This is a genomic window from Aliarcobacter butzleri, assembly GCF_900187115.1.
In the GTDB taxonomy this organism is placed as follows: Bacteria; Campylobacterota; Campylobacteria; order Campylobacterales; family Arcobacteraceae; genus Aliarcobacter; species Aliarcobacter butzleri.
In genome coordinates, this window is sequence record NZ_LT906455.1 from 228989 (window position 1) to 251095 (window position 22107).

Genomic DNA, 22107 nt, shown 5'->3' on the forward strand with positions numbered 1-22107 from the left:
GTGAATTTCGAAAAATACCCATTTGAAAAATTAAATGAACTATTAAAAGATATAGTTCCTAATGAAAAATATGAATTATCAGTTTTAACTATTGGTGAACCAAAGTTTGAAACACCACAATTTATACAAGATAAATTAAAAGAGACAAGCTCTTTTTTACGAAAATATCCCTCAACTATTGGTGAACCTTTTTTGAGAGAATCTATGATAAATTTTGTGAAAAATAGATTTAATGTATCTTTAAAAATGAGCCAAATAATTCCAACATTTGGAACAAGAGAGGTTTTATTTAACTTCCCTCAGTTTGCTTTATTTGATAAAAAAAATCCAGTTATTGCATTTACTAATCCTTTTTATCAAATTTATGAAGGTGCAGCAATCGCTAGTCGTGCAGAGGTTATTTATATAAATTTGACAAAAGAGAATAATTTTAAAGCAAATTTGAGTGATGAAGAACTAAAAAGATGTGATTTAGTTATTTTAAATTTCCCAAATAATCCAACATCAGCTTCAATGGATATTGATGAATTAGGAATTTGGGTTAAAAAAGCTTTAGAATTTGATTTTATACTTGTAAATGATGAGTGTTATAGTGAAATCTATTTTGATGAAAATACAAAACCAGCTTCACTTTTAGAAGCATCTATAAAAGTAGGTAATAGTGAATTTAAAAATGTTTTAGTTATGAACTCTATTTCAAAAAGAAGTTCTGCTCCAGGTTTACGAAGTGGATTTATAGCTGGTGATGAAACTATTTTGAAAGACTATTTACAATATAGAACTTATATTGGTTGTGCAAGTCCTGTTCCTTTACAAGAAGCAGCGGCAGTTGCTTGGAATGACCAAAATCATGTAGCAGAGTTTAGAAAAATATATAAAAGAAATTTCGAGATTGCACAAGAAATTTTAGGAATACCAACTCCTGAAGCAACATTTTATATTTGGCTTGAAGTAGAAAATGATTTAGAATTTACAAAAAATTTATATAAAGAAAAAAATATCAAAGTTCTACCTGGAAGTTTTTTAGGAAGAGGTGGACTTGGAAAAGAGTATGTAAGAATTGCTCTAGTTGAAAATGAAGAGAAAACTAAAGAGAGTTTAAAAAGATTAAAGGATTTTATAGATGGATAAAGAAGAACTTTTTCAAGCAAGAACAAATCCTGATTTTTTAAAGTATTTAAATGAAACAAGAGTTAATTCTATAAAAGCAAAAGATATAGCTTTAATGTATGAAACTCTTGATTCAATGTTAGTTTTAGATTTAGATGAAGAACAAATAAATGAACTTTATCAAGAAATCTTAAAATTAGCATTTGAAAATGTAGAAAAAATCATAAATAAAAATAAAAAATTAAAGCTTGAAGATGAACATCTTTTTTATGCTAGAGCTTTATATGAACATGCGATTGAAAAGTGGTCAAATGAAAATTTTGATGGAGCAAAAGAACTACTTTTTGTAATGGTAAATTTAATTGAAGATGAGCTTTTACAAAAAGCTCTAAATGTATTAATCATCTTTTTATCTTCAAAAATGGAACTTGATGAGTTTTATGATTCAAAAGTTGATTTAGAAAAAGCTAGTGATGAAAAGTATGGATATTTTATAGTGAATTTTAATTTTGATAGCCAAAAGTATTTAAAAGAAAATAAAAAAGTTTTAGAACAAGAGTATGAAAATCTAAAACATTTGATAGTGGAGCATAAATAATGAAAGTGCATTTTATAGGAATTGGTGGGATTGGTCTTTCTGCATTAGCTAGATTTTTAAATTTTGATGGACATGAAGTATCTGGGTCAGATATGAAAAATTCACCAATTACAAAAGCTTTAGAAGACGAAGGAATAAAAGTTTCTTGTCCTCAAGATGCATCAAATATAAAAGATGATTTTGATTTAGTTATCTATTCAGCAGCTGTTACAGATGAAAATCCAGAATTAATACAAGCAAGATTAAAACAGATTAGAACACTTTCAAGAAAAGAAGCTTTACCTATTATTTTAGGGGACAAAAAAAATTACTGTGTTGCAGGAGCACATGGAAAATCAACTACAACTGCAATGCTAGCTTCTATTTTAAATAGTTCTGCATTAATTGGAGCAATCTCAAAAGATTTTGGTTCAAATTTTAGATATGTTGATAAGTTAGTTGCTTTTGAAGCAGATGAAAGTGATGCTTCTTTTTTACTTTCAAATCCATATTGTGCGATAGTTACAAATGCTGAGCCTGAGCATATGGAATATTATCACTATGATTATGATAAATTTTATGAATCTTATGAAAAGTTTTTAAGTTTGGCAAAAGTAAAAGTTGTAAATGGTGAAGATAAAGATGTTGCAAAACTAAAAATTGAAAATGCAACTATTCTTTATCCCTCAAAAGATATAAAAAATCTTTGTTACACTTTAAAAGATAATCAACCTTGTACTAAATTTGATTTAAAAGATTTAGGGACTTTTGAAGTTTGGGGATTTGGTTTTCATATGGCTACAAATGCTTCTTTAGCAATTTTAGCAGCTTTAAATGAACTAGATATTGAAACTATTAGAAAAAATCTTTTAAATTACAAAGGAATTAAAAAAAGATTTGATATTGTTCAAGCAAATGAAAAATTTGTTGTAATTGATGATTATGCTCACCATCCAACAGAAATAGAAGCAACTATGAAATCAATTGAATTGTATGATAATCTTACAAATTTAAATAAAAGAATAGTTCTTTGGCAACCTCATAAATATAGTAGAACAAGCGATAATCTTGAAGGTTTTAAAAAGTGTTTTAGAAGATGTGATGAGCTTATAATTCTTCCTCTTTGGACAGTTGCAGGCGAGAAAAAAATAGAAATAGATTTTCCAAAAGAGTTCGCTTCTTATAATCCAATTTTTGCAGATAGAGTTGTAGCAACAAAAGGAAAGATTGAACTTATAAAAGATGATAAAATCATAAGAACTTATGAAGAAGGGATATTTTTAGGCGTTGGTGCTGGAGATATTACTTATCAATTAAGATTAAAATAAAAATTGGATTAGTTTAAAAAAACTTTTCCATTTTCAATTTTGATTTTTCCATCAAGTTCGTATTCTAAAATCTCATTTGGGTATTTTTGCATAGCATCTTCAATATTTGGAGATGTTTTACAATATTCTAAAACTTCATCTAGTTGTTCTTTTTTATTTTTATTTCCAGTAAAATTTTCAACAAACTCATCAATATCATAAATAACTTCAGCTAAACCATTTTTAACTAATTCTTGTGTTCCTAAACTTTCATTTAATCGATGAGGTAAAGTATATATTTTTTTATTCATATTTAAAGCAAATTCTACAGAAGTTAAACTTCCCGAGTTTAAATCAGCTTGAGTTACGATTAAGACCTCACCAAGTGCAACTACAAGCTCATTTCTTAATACAAAAGTATATTTTCTTGCAATTTCTTTTTCTTTGTAAGTTGACAAAATAAGACCATTGTTTTCTATATCAATAATTAAATTCTTATTTATACTTGGATATCTTATATCAAGTCCATTTGCGACAACTGCAATTGTATTATTTGATTTTGCACCAGTATGAGCAATACTATCAACTCCCATTGCTGCACCACTTACAATACAAATATTATTTGAGGATAATTTAGAAGCTAGTTTATGTGTAAACTCTTTTGTATAAGAATTTGGCTTTCTTGTTCCTATTATAGATATTTTTCTTTTTTTTAGAAGTTCGCAATTTCCAATATAAAAAATTTCGCTTGGATATTTTTTCATAGATAATAACTCAGAAATTCTAAAATCAATAGTTTTAATCATAATAATCCTATTATAAGAGCTAGATTTATTATAACTTATTTTTTATAAATGTGGTAATTTATTCACAAGGATAGGGTCAACATCATTTAAAAGGTGTTTAGACTCTTTTAATACTTTTAGTGTAATATCATAAGGATGCCCAATAGCAACAGCATATCCATGTTTTTTTGCTAATTCTACGGTTTTGATAAGTTGAGCTTTTATATATTCATAACTTTTTTCATTGTCAAGAAATATATTTCTTGAGATATAAGGAAGATTGTACTTATTTGCATACTTTTGTCCAACTGATTTTGCGCTTGTTTTACTATCAACAAATATAAAGTTGTATTTAACTAAAGCTTTAAATAGTTTATCCATCGCTTCATCATTTTCAGTAAAAACTGAACCTGTATGATTATTTGTATATTTTGCATTTGGATACCAGTTTCTTAGTTGTTTTACTCTATTTTCAATAGTTTCATACGAATCAGTTATTTTTAGAGTATTAATTTCTTCCCCTTTAAAAGCACTAGATGCTTGAAGTGGAAAATGTATCATATAAAAAGGTACATTTTGAGCAATTTTTGCAGAATCTTTATGTGTATTTGTTGGTGGCAAAAAAGCCATGGTTATGGGATAACCAATATTTGAGATTTTACTTTTTTGAGAATCACTAACTACATCATCTATAATTATTGCGATTTTTGGTTTATCTTTTTTATTATAAACATATGTATCTTTTTTTATTGGTGCTGCTTTTTCTTCAACCAAAGGAATATTTTCTTCACCTATTTCAGTTGTTTGTTCATACTCTTTTTTATTGTCTTTAATCTCTTTTACTTTTTCAAGTATTTTATGATTTATATCTATCTCTTTTGAAAAAATATTATTTTCTTTTAATATGTCTTTTTTTGAAATTTCAAGCTGAGTTAAAACTTCTTTCATAACTTCTTCATTTGTTGCTTTTTGTTCTAATTTAGTATCTTCTTTTGAAGAAGATTCATTATTTATATAAAAGTAACTAATAGTAGGAATTAGTAATAATAAAAGAGATATTAAAAGAAAAATTTGAGCTAGTTTTTTTCTCTTTAGGTATCTTTGTAATAGTTTTTTTCTTAGTCGAATTTTTTTTAGATTCATTTAAGTAGTTTTATTTAAGGAAAAATTCCTTAAATAAATTTTTAGTTAGTTTCTTGATTTACTATTTTTTTAGAAGCAATCCAAGGCATCATATTTCTTAATTTAACACCTGTTTGCTCTAATAAAGAAGCTTTTGTATAAGCTCTTTCAGCATTCATTCTTGGGTAACCAGCTTGACCTTCTAAGATAAAGTCTTTAGCAAATACACCATTTTGGATCTCTTTTAAGATTTGTTTCATAGCAGCTCTTGACTCATCATTGATAACTCTAGGTCCTGATACATAATCTCCATACTCAGCTGTATTAGAAATAGAATATCTCATATCAGCAATTCCACCTTCATACATTAAGTCAACGATTAATTTTAATTCGTGTAAACACTCAAAGTATGCCATTTCTGGTTCATATCCAGCTTCAACTAAAGTTTCAAATCCAGCTTGAACTAATGCAGTTGCTCCACCACAAAGTACAGCTTGCTCTCCAAATAAATCTGTTTCAGTTTCATCTTTGAAAGTTGTTTCGATAATTCCAGTTCTTCCTCCACCAATTGCACTTGCATATGCTAACGCAACTTGTTTTGTATCACCGCTTGCATCTTGGTGAACTGCGATTAAATCAGGAATTCCTCCACCTTTTACGAACTCACTTCTTACTGTGTGTCCTGGAGCTTTTGGAGCGATCATCATAACATTTGTTTTTGAACAAGGAATAATTCTTTTATAGTGAATATTAAATCCATGACCAAATGCTAAATATGCACCATCTTTTAAGTTTGGTTTGATTTCATTTGCGTAGATATCAGCTTGATTTTCATCTGGTAATAAAATCATTACAACATCAGCAATTTTTGTAGCTTCTGCTACTGTTAAAACTTTGAAACCTTTAGCTTCAGCTTTTTTCCAAGAACTTCCATCTTTTCTTAATCCAACGATAACTTCAACTCCAGAATCTCTTAAGTTTTCAGCGTGTGCGTGTCCTTGTGAACCAAAACCAATCATTGCAACTTTTTTTGATTTGATTAAATCTATATTACAATCTTTGTCATAGAATACATTTATTGCCATTATTTTTTCCTCTAAATAATAAAAATTTCGCAGATTATACAAGAAACTATCTAAATATTTGATAACTTACTAGATTAAAGGGAAGAATATTGTAATATTAGCTGATTATAAAAAAGGATAAATTTTGTTAAAAGAACTATTTATAAAAATACAAACAAACCTTAAAGATTATACAAAAGAAGAATTAATTGAAATAGAAAAATTTATTAAAGAAGAGATTGTTTTAAGAAATACAAATAATGAATTTGAGTTAAATTCAAAGTATAAAATAGCAACTTTAAAAATAGAAAAAAATTTTGCTATTTTAGAAGATTTAGTAACTCCTTTAAAAAATATAAAAATAGAATTAGATGAATTAAATGGTGCTTTTGATGGAGACTTAGTAATTGCAAAAAGAGTATTTAATCCAAAAAGTAAAATAAAAGCAAAGATTATAAAAATTATTAGTAGTAAAAAAGCAGAAATTTTAGTATATGTAAAAGATAGAGCTTTTTACACAGTAAAAGAAAATATAAGAATTGAAAATAAAAAAGCTTTAACATTTAATGAAAATGATGTTTTAGTTGTTGATAACAAATCTTTTGAAGTTATTAAAAATGTTGGTAATATAAGTGATTCTAAAGTAGATGAATTTATATCATTATACCTTTACAAAGAGCTTTATAGATTAGAAAAACTTGATTTTGAAATAGATGCAAAAATGGATGATAAAAATCAAAGGGTTGATTTAAGAGAACTTCCATTTTGTACGATTGACCCAAATAGTGCAAAAGATCATGATGATGCGATATATTTTGACAAAGATGAAAATATTTTATATGTTGCTATTGCAGATGTTTCATATTTTGTAAAAGAAGGAAGTGATTTAGACAAACTTGCTTTTAAAAAATCAACATCAATTTATCTTCCAAGTAAAGTTTTACCAATGCTTCCTCCAATTTTAAGTGAAGAGATGTGCTCTTTAAAAGAGGGATTAGATAGATACTCTTTTGTTTTTAAACTTCATTTAGATTTAGAAAAATTGAGTGTAAAAAAAGCAGAACTTTTTGAAGCAGTTATAAATTCGCATAAAAATTTTTCTTACGGAAGAATTGATAGAGTAATTGAAGGACATTTGGATTTATATTCAAAACTTGATAAAGAAATTTTTGATTATTTAATTCCTTTATATGAAATTACAAAAAAGTTTAGAAAAAAAAGACTTGAAAAAGGTTATGATTTTAGAACTACTGAAAATAGGTTAAAATTAAGAAATAGTGAACTTGAATCAATAGAAGTAGAAACTTCAACAGCTTCTCATCAACTAATTGAAGAGTGTATGCTTTTAGCAAATATTGAAGCTAGTAAAAAAGTATCAAATATTGCAATTTTTAGGGTTCATGAAGAACCATCATTTAAAGCAATTTCAAAACTTGTTGATGATGTAAATATTTTGGGAGTAAATGTAAAACTTCAAAAAGATGTTCATGAAACTATAACTCATATTCAAAAAAGTGCAAAAACTTCTATGTTAAGTGCAGAAGTTGATGAACTTATTATTCAATCTCAAACTCAAGCAAAATATAGCTCAAAAAATTTAGGGCATTTTGGTTTAGGATTCTCTTCTTATTCGCATTTTACATCTCCAATTAGAAGATATTCGGATTTAGTTTTACATAGGATTTTGAAAACAAAACAGACACCAAAAAATATAGATGAGATTTGTGAACATATATCTTTAAATGAAAGAAAAGTAGATCAACTTGTTTGGGATTTTGAAGATAGAAAATACGCAAGATGGGCAAATAAACATATAGGTGAAGAGTTAAAAGTAAAAGTTGTTGATATCGAAAAAGCAAAAGCTGTTTGTTATGAAAAAATAATAGGAATGAAAGTTGTGCTAGAAAATTACAAAGGACAGAAATTATTTTCTAAAATGAGAGTAAAAATAAAATCTGCCGATTTAGTAACAAAAGTTATAGTGGCTACTATTGTATAGTAGAACACTTGTTGATTGAAGCTAAATAAGGTTCAACTTTTTCGCTAGTAACATATTGACCTATTAATTTCTCTTTTTCATTTATAAAAATTGGAGATACTAAGTTTATAATTGAATATTCAACAGGGTTTTGAGAAACTACAGAAAAATAGATATTAAAATCATCTCTTGATTTTATTTTTAATTTTTCTAAAACATCTTCGTCAATTTGAAAATCAAATGATACTTTACTTAATCCATCAATATTTACAACAGACATTTTTGTTTTTTCACCAAGAATTAAGAAAGACATTAAATCATCTAATTTTTCAATTTCTAAAGTTTCGACATTTTCAAAACCTAAGATTGGAAGAACAACTTTATACATATAAAACCCCTTAGTAGTGATATTAAAAATTATATTAAAAGTAAACTTAGGATATTATTCTGGCATGTATAAAAATGAATTTGATAACTATTTAAAACAAAACAAGAGATTTAAAACTTATATGTTTTATGGACAATCTACTTTTTTGGTTGAACAATATTCTTTATCTATTGCTAGAATGTTTGGGCAAGATGATGAAATAGAAAAGTTGTATTTTGAGGAATATGATTTTAAATATGCAAAAGATAAATTGTTACAATCATCACTTTTTTCTTCAAACAATATTTTATTTATTAAAATAGATAAAAAAATTCCTAAAAGAGAGTTAGATGTTTTAATAGAAGCTTGCAATGCAAATCCCGATAGCACTTTGGTTATTGCTTGTATGGGTGATAGTGATTTTAAAACTATGGAAACTAGCTTTTCATTAAAAACTAATAGTGCATGCGTTCGATTTTTTCAACCAACTGATTTAGAAGCAACAAAATTTTTGGAATATGAAGCAAAAATGCTTCAAATTCAATATGAAGTTAGTGCTTTAAACCATTTATACTTTATGCATAAAAATGATTTAGCATTATGCGTAAATGATTTAAAAAAATTAGCAATTTTAGATGAACTTATTACTATAAATATTGTTGATACTCACTGTTTTGGAATAGGAAGTGTAAATTTTGAAGATTTCTTATATGATTTATTAGCTGGAAAAGATATAAGCAGTGATTTATCATCAATTTTGGAAGAAGGAATGAATGAAGTGTTTTTATTAACTCAAGTAACTTCTTTTATTCAACAATTGTTTATGATTAGCTCTTATGCTAGAACTTTAGGGCAACCAAATCCAAAAGAAATTTTAGGATATATTCCACCCAAAAATATTTGGGAAAAAAAATCAAAACTCGCAATCAATATAAAACCAGAAGTTTTTCAAAATATGTTAGAGTATTTATTGGATATTGAACTAGATTTTAAAACTTCAAAAGTCGAAAATCAGAATTTATATTTACAAGCAACTCTAAGAAAATTTACAGCTTTATTTAGATAAAATCCAAAACTTTACAAAAAAAGAATCCTTGCTGATAATTAAAATAGGAAATGTAAAGAAAATCGGCACAATCTATAAGGAGAATTAATGTCAAAAATCAAACATTACGAAACAATGTTTATCTTAAAACCTACATTAACTGAAGAAGAAACTGTAGCGCAAATCGATGGAATAAAAGCTCTTATCGAAAAAAATGGTGGAGAAATCTCATCAACTGACAATGTTGGAATCAGAGAATTAGCTTATGAAATCGAAAAATGTAAAAGAGGTTACTACTACGTAATCTATTTTAAAGGTAACCCATCAGGAATTGCTGAAATCGAAAGAAATTATAGAAATAATGAAAATCTTATTAGATTTATTTTTATTAAATATGATACAAAAAAAGAGATCGCTTCTTGGACAAAAATGAGCGATGAGGCTGCTAAAAAAGCTACTAAGTAAATAATATATAGGAGCCTTAAATGTATAATAAAGTAATTATGGTTGGAAATTTAACAAGAGATATTGAGTTAAGATATTTACCTTCAGGTTCAGCTATTGCAAAATCTGCAATTGCTACGTCTTATAAATATAAGTCAACAACTGGTGAACAAAAAGATGAGGTATGTTTTTTAGATTTCAATATTTTTGGAAGATCTGCTGAAGTTGCTAATCAATACTTAAAAAAAGGTTCTAAAGTATTATTAGAAGGAAGACTTGTTTTTGAACAATGGACTGCACAAGATGGATCTACAAGAAGTAGACACTCTTTAAGAGTTGATGCTATGAAGATGTTAGATTCAAAAGGTAGTTCTGAATTTGCTGGAGATGCCCAAGGTTATAGTCCTCAACAAGGAAGTTATAATCAACCAACAAATCAATATGACGAGCCAACTTCTTTTGACAACAGTTATGGTGGTATGAATCAACAAAAACAAAAAGTTGAGCAAAGAATACCTGAAATTGATATAGACGAAGACGAAATACCGTTTTAGGAAAGGAAAATCAAATGGCTGAAAGAAGAAAATACGGAAAAAAATATTGTAAATATACTGAAATGAAAGTTGATTTCATTGATTATAAAAACACTGAGTTATTAAAATTATCTATGAGTGAAAGAGGTAAAATTATGCCTAGAAGACTTACAGGTAACTCTAAAAATGCTCAAGAAATGGTAGAAAAAGCAATCAAAAGAGCTAGACACATGGCTTTAGTTCCATATATTGTTGATACAAAAAATATCACAGATTCTGCATACGCAAGATCATTTTACTAAGATTTATTTTTAGTAAAGTAAAGGGAAGAAGTTTAACTTCTTCCCTTTTTTTATTGTACAAAAGGTTTATAAATGTTAAATAATAATTTAAAAACTGCTTTAAAAATGCGTTTTGAGTATTATAATTTATATGAAGGCAAAGAAGAAAAATGGCACGAGAAATATAAAAATCATGATTTATATGAAGTAGTAGTAAAAAGTTTTAAATATGATTTTAAAGAGATAGGTGAAATGTTGCCAAAACTTTTGAAAGAGTTTGAAAAAAACTTATAGTTTTTCCCAAACAGTTCCATTTACTGTATCCATAAGAGAAATATCCATAGATGAAAGTTCATCTCTTAATTTGTCAGCTGTTTGAAAATCTTTGGTTTTTTTGGCTTCATTTCTTTTTAAAATTAAACTTTCTATTTTTTCTTTTGTTGATTCATTAATTCCAAATTGAAAATAAGCATAAGCATCGTTTCCACCAATTCCTAAAACTTCTTCAATAAAATTAATATTTGAAATTAATTCTTTTTTTAGATTTTTATCTTTTGGATTTGAATCTAGTTTATCATTTGCACTATTTATCATTTCATCGATTACTGAAAGGGCAATTGAAGTGTTTATGTCATCATTTAAAGCATTTAAAATATCTTCTTTAAATTTTTTATTTACACTTGAATCTTCAATTCCGTAAACCCTTTTTTTAAGCCTATAAATCTTATCAAGTCTTTTTTTAGAAGCAATTAAATCTTCTTCATTAAAACTCAAATCTGCTCTATAATGAGTACTCATTAGATAAAATCTAATTACTTCACCACTATATGATTTTAAAACATCTTTTAAGAAAAAAGAGTTACCTAAAGATTTACTCATTTTTTCACCATTTATATTTACAAAACCATTATGCATCCAATATTTTGCTAAGTTTTGTCCACTTGAACATCTTGTTTGTGCAGCTTCATTTTCATGGTGTGGAAAAAGTAAATCTGCTCCTCCAGCATGAATATCTATTTGATAAGGTGAATCTTTGTATGCAAGATGTTTTTCAATCATAGCAGAACACTCAATGTGCCAACCAGGACGACCTTTTCCAAAAGGAGCATCAAAACTTACATCATTTGCTTTTTCAAATTTCCATAAAGCAAAATCAGCAGAATTTCTTTTTTCTTGATTTTCTTCAACTCTTGCTTGAGAATTTTCGTCATTTGATTTATGTGATAAAGTTCCATATAAGTTATCTTTTGAAGTATCAAAATATACACTATCACTTGTTTTATATGCTACATCTTTTGAAATAAGGTTTGAAATCATCTCTTTCATAACTTCAAGATTTTCAGTAGCTTTTGGTTCGATTGTATTATCTAATATATTTAAAGCTTTCATATCAGCTTTATAAGCATTTATGTATTGATTTGTTATATTTTCTAATGTTTTGTTCGTTTCATACATTTTTTTGATGATTTTATCGTCAATATCTGTAAAATTTTTTGTCATAGTTACTTCATAATCATTTACTTTTAAAACTCTATGAAGTAAATCAAAGGCAATCGCACTTCTTGCATGACCTAAATGAGAATCATCATAAACAGTTGGTCCACAAACGTAGATTTTAACCTTTCCTTCTTGAATAGGTTTAAATTCTACTTTCTCTTTTTTTACTGAATCAAAGATATGTAAAGTATTCATTATTTTACTTAAATAAAGCTTCTAGTGATGCAGTATCAGTTGTTTTTTCATCTACTTGAACATTAGTTTCATTATTTAACGTAGGAGTTTTTGAACCAATTTCAATTAATTCAATATCATATTTTGTTAACATTGAAGCTAATCTGATATTTAAACCAGCTTTTCCAATTGCTTTTGACTTTTGATCACTTGGAATTGTAACTACGGCTTTTCCTTTTTCTCCATTTTCTGGATTTTTTTCAATTTTTACACTATGAACAATAGCTGGAGATAAAGCTCTTGAAATAAATATTTCAGGAATTTCAGAGTATTCAACACAATCAATATTTTCCCCATTTAATTGTTTTGAAACAGAACCGATTCTAACTCCTTTTACTCCAACAACTGCACCAATTGGATCGATTTGTGCATCAATTGTTGAAAGTGCAATTTTAGACCTAGTTCCAGGAATCCTTGCACTTGCTTCAATAGCAATTTTTTTATCTTTAAGTTCAGGAACTTCTAAAACTAAAAGATTTTCTAAAAATTTAGGACTTGTTCTTGAAATTTCAACTAATAAACCATTTGTTTTATCGATGTTTACACTTTTTACAACAGCTTTTACAACATCTCCAACTTTAAAGAATTCACCTTTTATTCTACTTTTTCTTTGCAAAATACCTTTTATTTCGCCAATTTCGATATAAGTATTATCAGATTTATCAATTCTAGTAACTGTTCCTGAAACAGTTTTTCCTACTTTTTCTTTATATTTACCAACAATATTTTCTTCTACAAATCTTTGAAGTCTAAATTCAAAATTGCTTAGAAGAATTGTTGCAGCATTTCTTCCCATATTTTCGAATTCTAATTCATAACTCATAAAATCACCAATATCTAAATCAGAGTTAATCTCTTTTGCTTCTTCTAAAGAGATATAATTTTCTGGATTTATTGGTGTTCCTTCTTTTGTAAGTGACCCTTCTTTTAATCTATCATCATCTTTTGAAACAACTTCAATTTTTTGGAATAGTTCAAGTTTCTTATTTGCTCTGTCAATATTTGCATCAAAAATTAAAGTTGTATCTACCATTCTTTGAGCAGTTTTTATTAAAGCTTCTTTTAGTGAGTTTTCAACATCATCAATTTTTAGACCTTTTTCATAAGCAATCGAATCTAAAATATCTATTATTTTATCCATTATTAATAACCTCTTTTTGTGACATTGAAATGATTAGTTTGATTTTCAATGTAGTAATAGGGTAATAGTATATCTAAAATAGCCTTTTATAGAAATTAAAGTAATTTTGGGGTAAAATGGAGGATTAATAATATAAAGAAAAAAGGTTCATAAATGGAATTATTACTTGCAAGAAATGAGTTAAATGAAAAACCAAAAAAAGTGCAATTAGATAAAATCAAAGAGGATTTAGAAAAAGATGGTCAAAAAATCTTTTATTTTGATAAAGACAACTCTCATAAAGATATGATGGCTTTAGTAAGTGCTTTAGAGAAAAATGGATTAAACGTATATTTTAGAGAAGTAAGATATGGTTTAGCTGATGATGAATATATGTATGAAGTTCATGCGCTTTAATATTTTAGTGTTAATAAAATTATGAGTTCAAATAAAAAACTATTTATACAAACTTTAGGGTGTCAAATGAATGACACCGATAGTCAGCATATTCAAGCAGAATTAGAAAAACATAAAGGTTATGTTACTACACAAAATATTGAAGATGCTGATTTAATCATTATAAATACTTGTTCTGTTCGAGAAAGACCTGTTCAAAAACTATTTTCTGAAATTGGTCAATTTAATAAAAAGAAAAAAGAAGGCGCAAAAATTGGTGTTTGTGGCTGTACAGCTTCACACTTAGGACAAGATATTATAAAAAGAGCTCCTTATGTTGATTTTGTAGTTGGAGCTAGAAATATTTCAAAAATAAAAGATGTTGTTGATGTAAAAGGTGCAGTTGAAGTATCTATTGACAATGATGAATCAACTTATGAATTTTCAACTGCTAAAACAAATAAATATAGAGCAAGTGTAAATATCTCTGTTGGTTGTGACAAAAAATGTACTTATTGTATTGTTCCAAGCACAAGGGGAGAAGAGATTTCTATCCCACCTGAAATGATAGTTGAACAAGTTCGTAAATCTGTTGAACAAGGTGCAGTTGAAGTTATGCTTTTAGGGCAAAATGTAAACTCTTATGGTAGAAAATTTAGTGATAAAAGAGAAAAATATACTTTTACTAAACTTTTACAAGATGTTTCAAAAATTGATGGTTTAGAAAGAATTAGATTTACTTCTCCTCACCCTTTACATATGGATGATGAGTTTATTGAAGAGTTTGCTAAAAATCCTAAAATCTCAAAATGTATTCATATGCCTTTACAAAGTGGTTCAACTTCTGTTTTAAAAGCTATGAAAAGAGGGTATTCAAAAGAGTGGTTTTTAAATAGAGCTAGCAAGATGAGAGAGCTTGTTCCAAATCTTAGAATTACAACTGATATTATCGTAGCATTCCCTGGTGAAACACAAGAAGATTTTCTTGATACTTTAGATGTAGTAGAACAAGTAAAATTTGATCAAATCTTTAATTTTAAATATTCTCCAAGACCTGGAACTGAAGCTTTAAATTTAAAAGATAAAGAGCTTCCTGATGAGATTGGTAGTCAAAGATTGATTGATTTAATAGAATTACATAAAAGATATTTAGAAGAGTCAATGCCTAAATTAATTGGAGAAACTTTAAATATTTTAGTTGAAAGTCTTAAACCAAATGGTGAAGTATGTGGATATACAGATAATTATCTACAAGTTTTTGCCAAAGGAAGTGATGAATTGCTTGGAAAATTTGTAAATGTGAAAATTACTGATGTAACAAGAACTTCGTTAAAAGGTGAAGTGGTAAATTAGAAATGTTTAGATATTTTAAATTAAATATTTTGCCACATTTACTTTACTACTTAGTAAGATTAATTTATGCGACAAATAAAAAAGTTTATCATCATCCAAAAAATGATAATAAAGAAGCAATGATTATTTGTATGTGGCATGGAGATTTGATGTCACAACCATATAATTATTTTGCTTTCAGAAAAAATGGAATTGTAAAAGCAATGATTAGCCATAATAAAGATGGTGAGATTATTACAAAATTGGTATCTAATTTTAAAATTGGAGCAGTTCGTGGTTCAACTTCAAAAGGTGCTGCGAAAGTAATGATAAGTGCAATAAAAGAGCTAAAAGACGGAAATGATATAGCTATAACTCCAGATGGTCCAAGAGGTCCTAGATATAGTATAGCAGATGGAATAGTTGCTATTGCACAAAAGAGTGAAAAAAATATAGTTTGTTTTAATACAATTCCTACAAAATATTGGCAGTTCAACTCTTGGGATAAGTTTATTTTACCAAAACCTTTTGGAAGAATAGATTTTTATATTAGTGAACCATACGATATAAAAGATATGGAATTTGAAGAAGCAAAAGTGTTTATAAAAGAAAAAATGTTAATACACTCAATAGCATAAGTGAGATAAAATGTTTACAAAAGAGTCTTTATATATTAATGTTATTAAATACAATAATCAATTAAAACTTGAATATAAAAAATTAAGAAATGATGAGGTGATAAAATCTGACAATTCAACTTTTTTAGTTGATAATGACATCTTGCCTCAAAATATTGTTCAGAAAATAAATACGTTACAAAAAGAGGATGATTTTTCTTATATTTCAACTCTTTTATTAAGTGATACTACAAAACTTATTCCTAAAAGTTTATCTTCTAAAATAAAAGATTGTGAAATTGTAGAGTTCAATAAAGATTATGATATTGTAGTTTTAAAAACAACATTATTTGAAACACAAAATTATTTTGGAAAAACAGGAATAGATTATATATATTCTGCTTTTCATATTATGAATCAACATATAGAAAGAAATAAATCAAAAAATGAATTACTATTTTTTATTTACAATAATAAAGCTTTTGTTTTAATCGTGGATAAGCTTGGAAATATTGTTTATAATGAAACTATTGATTTATTAACTTTTGATTCTGTTAAAAGAACACACTTTTATGAAGATGATTTAGAAGGTCAAAAACTTTTTGATGAACTTTACTTTTTAGAGTTAACTCAAACAATACAAAAAATATTAGATGATTTGTATAGCAAACGAAAAGATGAAGTTTTTGTTCAAAAAGTTTCTATTTTACATGTTTTAAAGATTTTAACAAAAGAACAATTATCACAGTTAAGCCAAGAATTATTACTAAAAGTTGATGATTATTCAGTAAATGTTGATGAAGAAATTTTTAAATTAGCAAAACAAAAAGATTCGAAAAATAGTTTTATAAAACATAGAAAAAAGAAAAAAAGAAAAGATCCAAGATATATATTTCTAATTATATTATTAACACTTTTATCTTTAGGATTCTATAAAATATATTCAACTATTGATTTTAATCCAATTTTAGAAAAATTCAATATAAAAATTGGACATCAAAAAGTTTTAGAAAGTTTACCTAATCATGTTATTTTAAACGATAAAATAAAAAAAAGAGTAAAAGCTATTTTTGATTCAGTGCCAAACAATGTTGCTGTAAAAGAAGTGAATATTGATGAAAATAATTTAGAATTAAAAGTCTTTTCTATTCAAGAAGAAAATTTAAATCTATTAAATCTAGCTTTGAACTCTTTATATGTAAATAATGAATCAAAGATTATAACTCCTAATGCTAAAACAAATTTTGATGCAGTTGTTGTGTCAAAAAATGAAATAGAGATAAATACAGAGTATGATAACTCTACAAAAGATTATTTAACTGATGAACAATTCAATATTGAAAGTGTAACTGAACAATTAAAAATATTGATGCCAGAAACAGCAATAGTTAAATATATTGAGACTATTGATGCAAAAAAAGTTGAAGTTTTTAGTTATAAAGTTGCTATTTTAATAACTGAACCTAATGAGTTTTTTGAATTAATCAATAAGTTAAATGAAGAGTTATATTCAATAAATTTGAAATATCCAATTAGCTTTAAAAGAACAGATAATGGTATAGAAGTAGAGTTTAATTTGGAGTTTAATCAGTTAAAATAAAAGTTTGGTATTTTACCAAACTTTTAATTCGTTATAAATACTATCTCTTTCAACTGGAATAAATCCAGAGTTCTTTATAAGTTCCACAAATTCACTTTGAGCAATTCCATTTGCACTTTTTGCACCTGCAGCACTTTGAATTGCTTCTTTTTCAATAGTTCCATCTACATCATTTGCTCCAAATTCTTGAGCGATTAAAGCAAGTTTAACAGTTGATGTTGCCCAATAAGCTTTTATATTTGGAATATTATCAAGTAAAATTCTAGCTATTGAATAAGTTTTTAAAATCTCTTGACCAGTTAAAGCTTCTTTTACTTTTAAATAATTGTTTTCTGTTTGATAAACAAGAGGAATGAAAGCATTAAATCCACCTGTTTCATCTTGTAAATTTCTTAATCTTAAAATATGGTCAATTCTATGCTCTCTACTTTCAATATGTCCAAAAAGCATAGTTGCATTACTTTTTCTTCCTTTTTGATGCCAAAGTTTATGAATTTCCAACCATTGTGCTGAAGTTACTTTTCCACCACAAATTCTTTTTCTCACTTTTTCATCAAAAATCTCAGCACCACCACCAGGCATAGAATCAATACCATTTTCAATCATCATATCAATTATCTCTTGATATGACAGTTTATATTCAGTACTTAAAAAATGAATTTCAGCAGCTGTTAAAGCTTTTACATGAATATTTGGATAGTTTTCTTTTATCAATTTAAAAACATCCATATACCATTTTAAACCTGTATGTGGATTATGTGCTGAAACTATATGTACTTCTTTGATATTGTTTTTTGAAGAGTTTTTTACTATTTCAAGTATCTCTTCATGGCTCATTGTATATTGATGTGGATTTTTTCTACTTGCACTATATGCACAAAATTGACAAACATCTTTACAGATATTTGTTGGATTTATATGTCTATTTATATTAAAATAAGTCTTTTTCCCATGTTTTTCAGTTCTAATTTTATTTGCATAAGTTGCTAATGTAAAAAGGTCTAAATCATATAGTTTTATAGCATCTTCGTATTGTAATCTTTCGTTATTTTCTAATTTCTCTATAATATTCATATTCCCTACTTACAATCAAAATCTTTACTATATAAGTCATCTTTTTCTTTATGGAGAAAACCAATACAAGTTTGATTTAAATCTTTATCAAAAAATTTAACTTTGAAAACATTACTTTTTAGTTTAGTTTGAACATCTTCAACATTTAGCTTATTTATAATTTTTAATTCTGTTATATTTGTATGTCCTAATGTTGCTAAAATTTCTGCAAACCTTTGTTCTTTTAAAGTCTTTTGAACTAAAAATATAACAATTGCAATTGAAACAATAAGGCTGATAATAATAACAGTTTTTTTAGGTAGTTTTCTTACTTCATAACTCATAATTCTATTCACTTAGTGGCTTAAAGCTACACTCTTCTCCATCATAATATTCAATAGAACCATCTTCTATTTTATAGTACCAACCGTGAATTTGTAGTTCACCATTTTTTATTCTTTCTTCAATATATGGAAATGTTAAAAGGTTTTCCATTTGATAAACGATAGAAATTTTTTCAGTTGTTCTATATAAATTTTCTTCATCGCTTTTATCTTGAATAGCTAAAAGAGTGTATTCTTTTGCTTTTTTACCTAATTCTAACCATTTTTTTACATTTACTAAATCAGGAGTATCAGTTAAATCTTGATATAAACTTTTACAAGCTCCACAGTGTGAATGTCCACAAACAATAATATGTTTTACATTTAAAACATTTACAGCATATTCAATTGCAGCTGAACTTCCGTGATAATCATTGTCTGGATTGTATGGTGGAACAAAGTTCCCTACATTTCTTAAAATAAACATATCTCCAGGTTTTGTATCAAGCATCAAATCAGGTGTTACTCTGCTATCACTACATCCTATAAATAAAACTTCAGGCTTTTGACCTGTTTTTACTAATTGCTTTAAATCTGTTTCATATTTAGAAAAGCTTGCTTCTCTAAATTTTTTATTACCTTTTATCAAATCATTTATTAACATTTCTAAATCCTTTAATTAAGTTACAAACTTCTATCAAATCATTTCTTTCTATATCAATTTTTGCAATTAACCTTATAATTGCGCTTTTTACTGTTGGTTGCCTAATTGCACCTACTAAAAATCCTTTTTCTTTTAAAACTTTTTGGATTTCAATCACTTTTTTATTATCACCAATAACTATTGGAATAATTAAACTTTGTGATTTTATACCTAAAATTTCGTAAATTATATTTAGATTTTCCTCAATTTTACTTTTTAAAATTTTTTTATTTTCAATAATATATTCTAAAGATTCTATTGCTAAAGCTGTATCAAATAATGAAGGAGCAGTTGAATAGATAATAGGTTTTGCTCTATTTACTAAAAATTCAATAATATCTTTAGAAGCCAAAATATAAGCACCATAAGAACCATAAGCTTTGCCTAAAGTTCCCATTTTTATATGATAATTATTTGGTTTAATATCATAATAATCAAAAATACCTAAAAGATTTTTTCCTATTACTCCAGAACTATGCGCTTCATCTACAATCAAAAGAGATTTATATTTAGTTGCTATTTCAAATATTTCAAAAGGAGCTAAATCACCACCCATTGAGTAAATACCTTCTATTGCAATAATAGTTCTTCCAACTCTTTTATTGTCTAAAATCTTTTTTTCCAAATCCAAATAATCATTATGATTAAAAACTACCACTTGTTCAGGTTTTAGAAGTTTTGTAGCTAAAATACCACTTGCATGGTATTCTTCATCAATAAATAATGTATCATTTTTTCTAACAAGTGCTTCAATCATCGAAATATTCGCTAAAAAGCCAGAGCCAACTGTGATTGCAGATTCAAAACCATTTGTAGAACATAACTTATCTTCAAATTTTTTATGGATTTTGCTGTAACCGTTTACTAACATTGAGGCTTTAGGTGAAAAAGAGTTAAGATTTAAAATATTTTCGTAAGTTTTTTGAAAAAGAGTTTTATTGGAAGATAGCGCTAAGTAATCATTTGAGGCAAGATCGACTATGTTTTCATCAAAAATCTCTCTTGTTCTAAAACGATTCGATTTTTTAATAGATTCTAATTCTTTTGAATACAAAAAATTCTCCATAAGTAATTACAAATAGTAACAAAAAATTGCTAAAAAATAAGTAAATGAAATTTTTCTAATTTATTGCTATATTATTGCTATTAATTTTTATTATAATTCATACATACTAATTAAGTATAAGAAATTTGGCTAAAGGTGTTTTTGCGACCTTCACCTTTGGTCAAGCTACATTGTAATATTTTCCAAAAGTTCTATCTTATCATCTACAACTATAATTACATCTATTGAGTATGAAATATTTAAGTTGTTTTTCTGGATATAAAAATCAACACTTCTTTTTATTTTAGATAATTTTTGTGAGGTTATATTGTTGATAGCAGTTTCATAATCATTTGCAGATTTCACTTCAATAAAGTGATAAATTTTATTTCTTTGGGCAATGATATCTATTTCACCAAGTTTTTTTGCATAAAAGTTCTTTTCAACTATTTCAAAATTTGATTTTTCCAAAAAAGATATTGCCTTTTTTTCAGCAATATCTCCTTTTTCTTTACTCATAAAATCAACCACCACCAACAAAGTTAAGAAGTTCTATTGAATCATTTTCTTTTGGAATAAAACTATTCCAGTCTTGTTTTTTTACAATATTCATATTCACAGCAGCTGCCATTACTTTGTTTTCTACTTGTAAATTTTTTATTATATCGTTTAGAGTAAGATTATCTGTAAACTCTTTATTTTCACCGTTTATTATAAGTTTCATAAGTTTTTACCTTTAATATTTTTTAAAATATATCGATTATACAAAGAGTTGGCTTATTTTCCTATCTACAAACGTCAAATACTGATTCTTGATTTGGATATAAATATACTTCAACTCTTCTATTTAAAGCCATATTTGATTCACTATTATTTAAAGCAACTGGTTTATCAAAAGAACAACCTCTTGAGAAAATTTGATTTGAAACACCAGAATTATAAATAATATTTCCTACATTTGTTGCTCTTTGTTCAGATAAAGTTTGATTATATGTATGAGTTCCACGACTATCTGTATGTCCTACAACTTGAACTAAAGTATTTGGATATTTTTGTAAAACAGAATATATTTTTGATATTTTTGTTTGAGCGCTATATGTTGGATTTGCTGAATTTGTTTCAAACATCATACTATCTCTAAACATTATCTTTACATAATTATCAGTATTTGAAACTATTAAATCTTGGTTTGGGTCAAGTACAGCTTGAGGATTATTATTTACATTTGTATTTAAGCTTTGAGCAACTTCTTGTGCTTGTTTATCCATACTATAACCAATCGCTCCTCCAATTGCTGCACCTGCAACTGCACCTATAACTTTATTTCTTCCTTTATTTCCACCACCAATATTATTTCCTAAAACAATACCAGCAATTGCTCCAAGAGTTGTTCCAATAATGGCATTTTGATTATTGTCATAAGTTTGATAACCAGTTTTTTGTGCACAACCAACTAATAAACTAGCAATTATTGTAGATGATAATAAGAATTTAAAATTTATATATTTCATAGTAAACCTTTTTTTATTTTGTGAAATATTAGCATAGTAATTGTGTAAAAATCGTAAATGAAT

The 22107-nt window shown here is 26.6% G+C and carries 26 protein-coding genes; 13 read left to right on the forward strand and 13 right to left on the reverse strand.

Annotation, left to right across the window (positions count from 1 at the left end):
• From CKV87_RS01165 to murC, 3 genes are read left to right on the forward strand one after another with little or no spacing between them, the layout of a single operon-like run.
• Positions 1-1131: a succinyldiaminopimelate transaminase gene (locus CKV87_RS01165; protein WP_012012099.1), complete on the forward strand. Its 1131-nt coding sequence runs from the start codon at positions 1-3 to the stop codon at positions 1129-1131.
• Complete coding sequence (locus CKV87_RS01170) at positions 1124-1708, forward strand: hypothetical protein (protein WP_012012100.1); 585 nt, start codon at positions 1124-1126, stop codon at positions 1706-1708. The genes CKV87_RS01165 and CKV87_RS01170 overlap by 8 nt, the downstream gene beginning before the upstream one ends.
• On the forward strand, positions 1708-3015 hold the full coding sequence (gene murC / locus CKV87_RS01175) for a UDP-N-acetylmuramate--L-alanine ligase (protein WP_012012101.1): 1308 nt from the start codon (positions 1708-1710) through the stop codon (positions 3013-3015). The genes CKV87_RS01170 and murC overlap by 1 nt, the downstream gene beginning before the upstream one ends.
• A gap of 8 nt (positions 3016-3023) precedes the next feature.
• Here murC and CKV87_RS01180 read toward each other — a convergent pair whose 3' ends face one another.
• From CKV87_RS01180 to ilvC, 3 genes are read right to left on the reverse strand one after another with little or no spacing between them, the layout of a single operon-like run.
• Positions 3024-3800: a DNA-processing protein DprA gene (locus tag CKV87_RS01180; protein WP_012012102.1), complete on the reverse strand. Its 777-nt coding sequence runs from the start codon at positions 3798-3800 to the stop codon at positions 3024-3026.
• 42 nt (positions 3801-3842) lie between these two features.
• Positions 3843-4922, reverse strand: coding sequence for a divergent polysaccharide deacetylase family protein (locus CKV87_RS01185; RefSeq protein ID WP_012012103.1), 1080 nt, complete (start codon positions 4920-4922; stop codon positions 3843-3845).
• 41 nt (positions 4923-4963) lie between these two features.
• Positions 4964-6019, reverse strand: a complete 1056-nt coding sequence (gene ilvC / locus CKV87_RS01190; protein ID WP_257122309.1) for a ketol-acid reductoisomerase — start codon at positions 6017-6019, stop codon at positions 4964-4966.
• Between the two features lie 91 nt (positions 6020-6110).
• Here ilvC and CKV87_RS01195 point away from each other — a divergent pair, with 91 nt between their 5' ends.
• The gene (locus CKV87_RS01195) at positions 6111-7964 is read left to right on the forward strand and encodes an RNB domain-containing ribonuclease (RefSeq protein WP_012012104.1); all 1854 of its coding nucleotides are present in this window, start codon (positions 6111-6113) and stop codon (positions 7962-7964) included.
• Here the strand turns inward: CKV87_RS01195 and fliW are convergent.
• Complete coding sequence (gene fliW, locus CKV87_RS01200) at positions 7954-8331, reverse strand: flagellar assembly protein FliW (protein WP_004510293.1); 378 nt, start codon at positions 8329-8331, stop codon at positions 7954-7956. The genes CKV87_RS01195 and fliW overlap by 11 nt on opposite strands.
• Before the next feature lie 64 nt (positions 8332-8395).
• Between fliW and holA the strand changes: the two genes are divergently transcribed.
• From holA to CKV87_RS01225, 5 genes are all read left to right on the forward strand, one after another.
• Positions 8396-9376, forward strand: coding sequence for a DNA polymerase III subunit delta (holA, locus tag CKV87_RS01205; protein WP_012012105.1), 981 nt, complete (start codon positions 8396-8398; stop codon positions 9374-9376).
• An 87-nt stretch (positions 9377-9463) separates the two neighbouring features.
• Positions 9464-9820, forward strand: coding sequence for a 30S ribosomal protein S6 (gene rpsF / locus CKV87_RS01210; RefSeq protein WP_012012106.1), 357 nt, complete (start codon positions 9464-9466; stop codon positions 9818-9820).
• A gap of 20 nt (positions 9821-9840) precedes the next feature.
• Positions 9841-10353 carry a single-stranded DNA-binding protein gene (locus CKV87_RS01215; RefSeq protein WP_012012107.1) on the forward strand — a complete coding sequence of 171 codons (513 nt, stop codon included), beginning with the start codon at positions 9841-9843 and terminating at the stop codon, positions 10351-10353.
• 14 nt (positions 10354-10367) lie between these two features.
• Entirely contained in the window at positions 10368-10634 is a 267-nt protein-coding gene (rpsR, locus tag CKV87_RS01220; RefSeq protein WP_004510297.1) for a 30S ribosomal protein S18, read from the forward strand.
• Between the two features lie 72 nt (positions 10635-10706).
• Positions 10707-10907, forward strand: coding sequence for a hypothetical protein (locus CKV87_RS01225; RefSeq protein WP_012012108.1), 201 nt, complete (start codon positions 10707-10709; stop codon positions 10905-10907).
• On the opposite strand, the gene cysS is transcribed toward CKV87_RS01225, so the two are convergent.
• Both cysS and nusA read right to left on the reverse strand, forming a co-directional pair.
• A complete protein-coding gene (gene cysS, locus CKV87_RS01230) occupies positions 10902-12305 on the reverse strand; it encodes a cysteine--tRNA ligase (RefSeq protein ID WP_012012109.1) in 1404 nt (467 codons plus the stop codon). The two genes, CKV87_RS01225 and cysS, sit on opposite strands and share 6 nt — an antisense overlap.
• A 4-nt stretch (positions 12306-12309) precedes the next feature.
• Positions 12310-13485 (reverse strand): transcription termination factor NusA, encoded by a 1176-nt coding sequence (gene nusA / locus CKV87_RS01235; protein WP_004510300.1) that lies wholly within the window; start codon positions 13483-13485, stop codon positions 12310-12312.
• Positions 13486-13638: 153 nt separating this feature from the next.
• On the opposite strand from nusA, the gene CKV87_RS01240 reads away from it, so the two are divergent.
• The 4 genes from CKV87_RS01240 to CKV87_RS01255 are packed head-to-tail and all read left to right on the forward strand — an operon-like array spanning position 13639 to position 17409.
• Entirely contained in the window at positions 13639-13881 is a 243-nt protein-coding gene (locus CKV87_RS01240) for an HP0268 family nuclease (protein WP_004510301.1), read from the forward strand.
• Positions 13882-13902: 21 nt separating this feature from the next.
• Positions 13903-15213: a tRNA (N6-isopentenyl adenosine(37)-C2)-methylthiotransferase MiaB gene (gene miaB, locus CKV87_RS01245; protein WP_012012110.1), complete on the forward strand. Its 1311-nt coding sequence runs from the start codon at positions 13903-13905 to the stop codon at positions 15211-15213.
• A 2-nt stretch (positions 15214-15215) separates the two neighbouring features.
• A complete protein-coding gene (locus tag CKV87_RS01250) occupies positions 15216-15830 on the forward strand; it encodes a lysophospholipid acyltransferase family protein (protein ID WP_004510303.1) in 615 nt (204 codons plus the stop codon).
• A 10-nt stretch (positions 15831-15840) separates the two neighbouring features.
• Complete coding sequence (locus CKV87_RS01255) at positions 15841-17409, forward strand: hypothetical protein (RefSeq protein ID WP_012012111.1); 1569 nt, start codon at positions 15841-15843, stop codon at positions 17407-17409.
• A 12-nt stretch (positions 17410-17421) separates the two neighbouring features.
• On the opposite strand, the gene mqnE is transcribed toward CKV87_RS01255, so the two are convergent.
• From mqnE to CKV87_RS01290, 7 genes are all read right to left on the reverse strand, one after another.
• Positions 17422-18483, reverse strand: a complete 1062-nt coding sequence (mqnE, locus tag CKV87_RS01260) for an aminofutalosine synthase MqnE (protein ID WP_012012112.1) — start codon at positions 18481-18483, stop codon at positions 17422-17424.
• Between the two features lie 5 nt (positions 18484-18488).
• Positions 18489-18806, reverse strand: a complete 318-nt coding sequence (locus CKV87_RS01265) for a hypothetical protein (protein ID WP_012012113.1) — start codon at positions 18804-18806, stop codon at positions 18489-18491.
• A gap of 4 nt (positions 18807-18810) precedes the next feature.
• Complete coding sequence (locus CKV87_RS01270) at positions 18811-19449, reverse strand: carbonic anhydrase (RefSeq protein ID WP_012012114.1); 639 nt, start codon at positions 19447-19449, stop codon at positions 18811-18813.
• Positions 19436-20542: an aminotransferase class I/II-fold pyridoxal phosphate-dependent enzyme gene (locus tag CKV87_RS01275; protein ID WP_012012115.1), complete on the reverse strand. Its 1107-nt coding sequence runs from the start codon at positions 20540-20542 to the stop codon at positions 19436-19438. The genes CKV87_RS01270 and CKV87_RS01275 overlap by 14 nt, the downstream gene beginning before the upstream one ends.
• 177 nt (positions 20543-20719) lie before the next feature.
• Positions 20720-21052 carry a YraN family protein gene (locus CKV87_RS01280; protein WP_012012116.1) on the reverse strand — a complete coding sequence of 111 codons (333 nt, stop codon included), beginning with the start codon at positions 21050-21052 and terminating at the stop codon, positions 20720-20722.
• Between the two features lie 4 nt (positions 21053-21056).
• The gene (gene thiS, locus CKV87_RS01285) at positions 21057-21257 is read right to left on the reverse strand and encodes a sulfur carrier protein ThiS (protein WP_004510311.1); all 201 of its coding nucleotides are present in this window, start codon (positions 21255-21257) and stop codon (positions 21057-21059) included.
• A gap of 61 nt (positions 21258-21318) precedes the next feature.
• Entirely contained in the window at positions 21319-22044 is a 726-nt protein-coding gene (locus tag CKV87_RS01290) for an OmpA family protein (RefSeq protein ID WP_004510312.1), read from the reverse strand.
• Positions 22045-22107 lie beyond the last annotated feature (63 nt).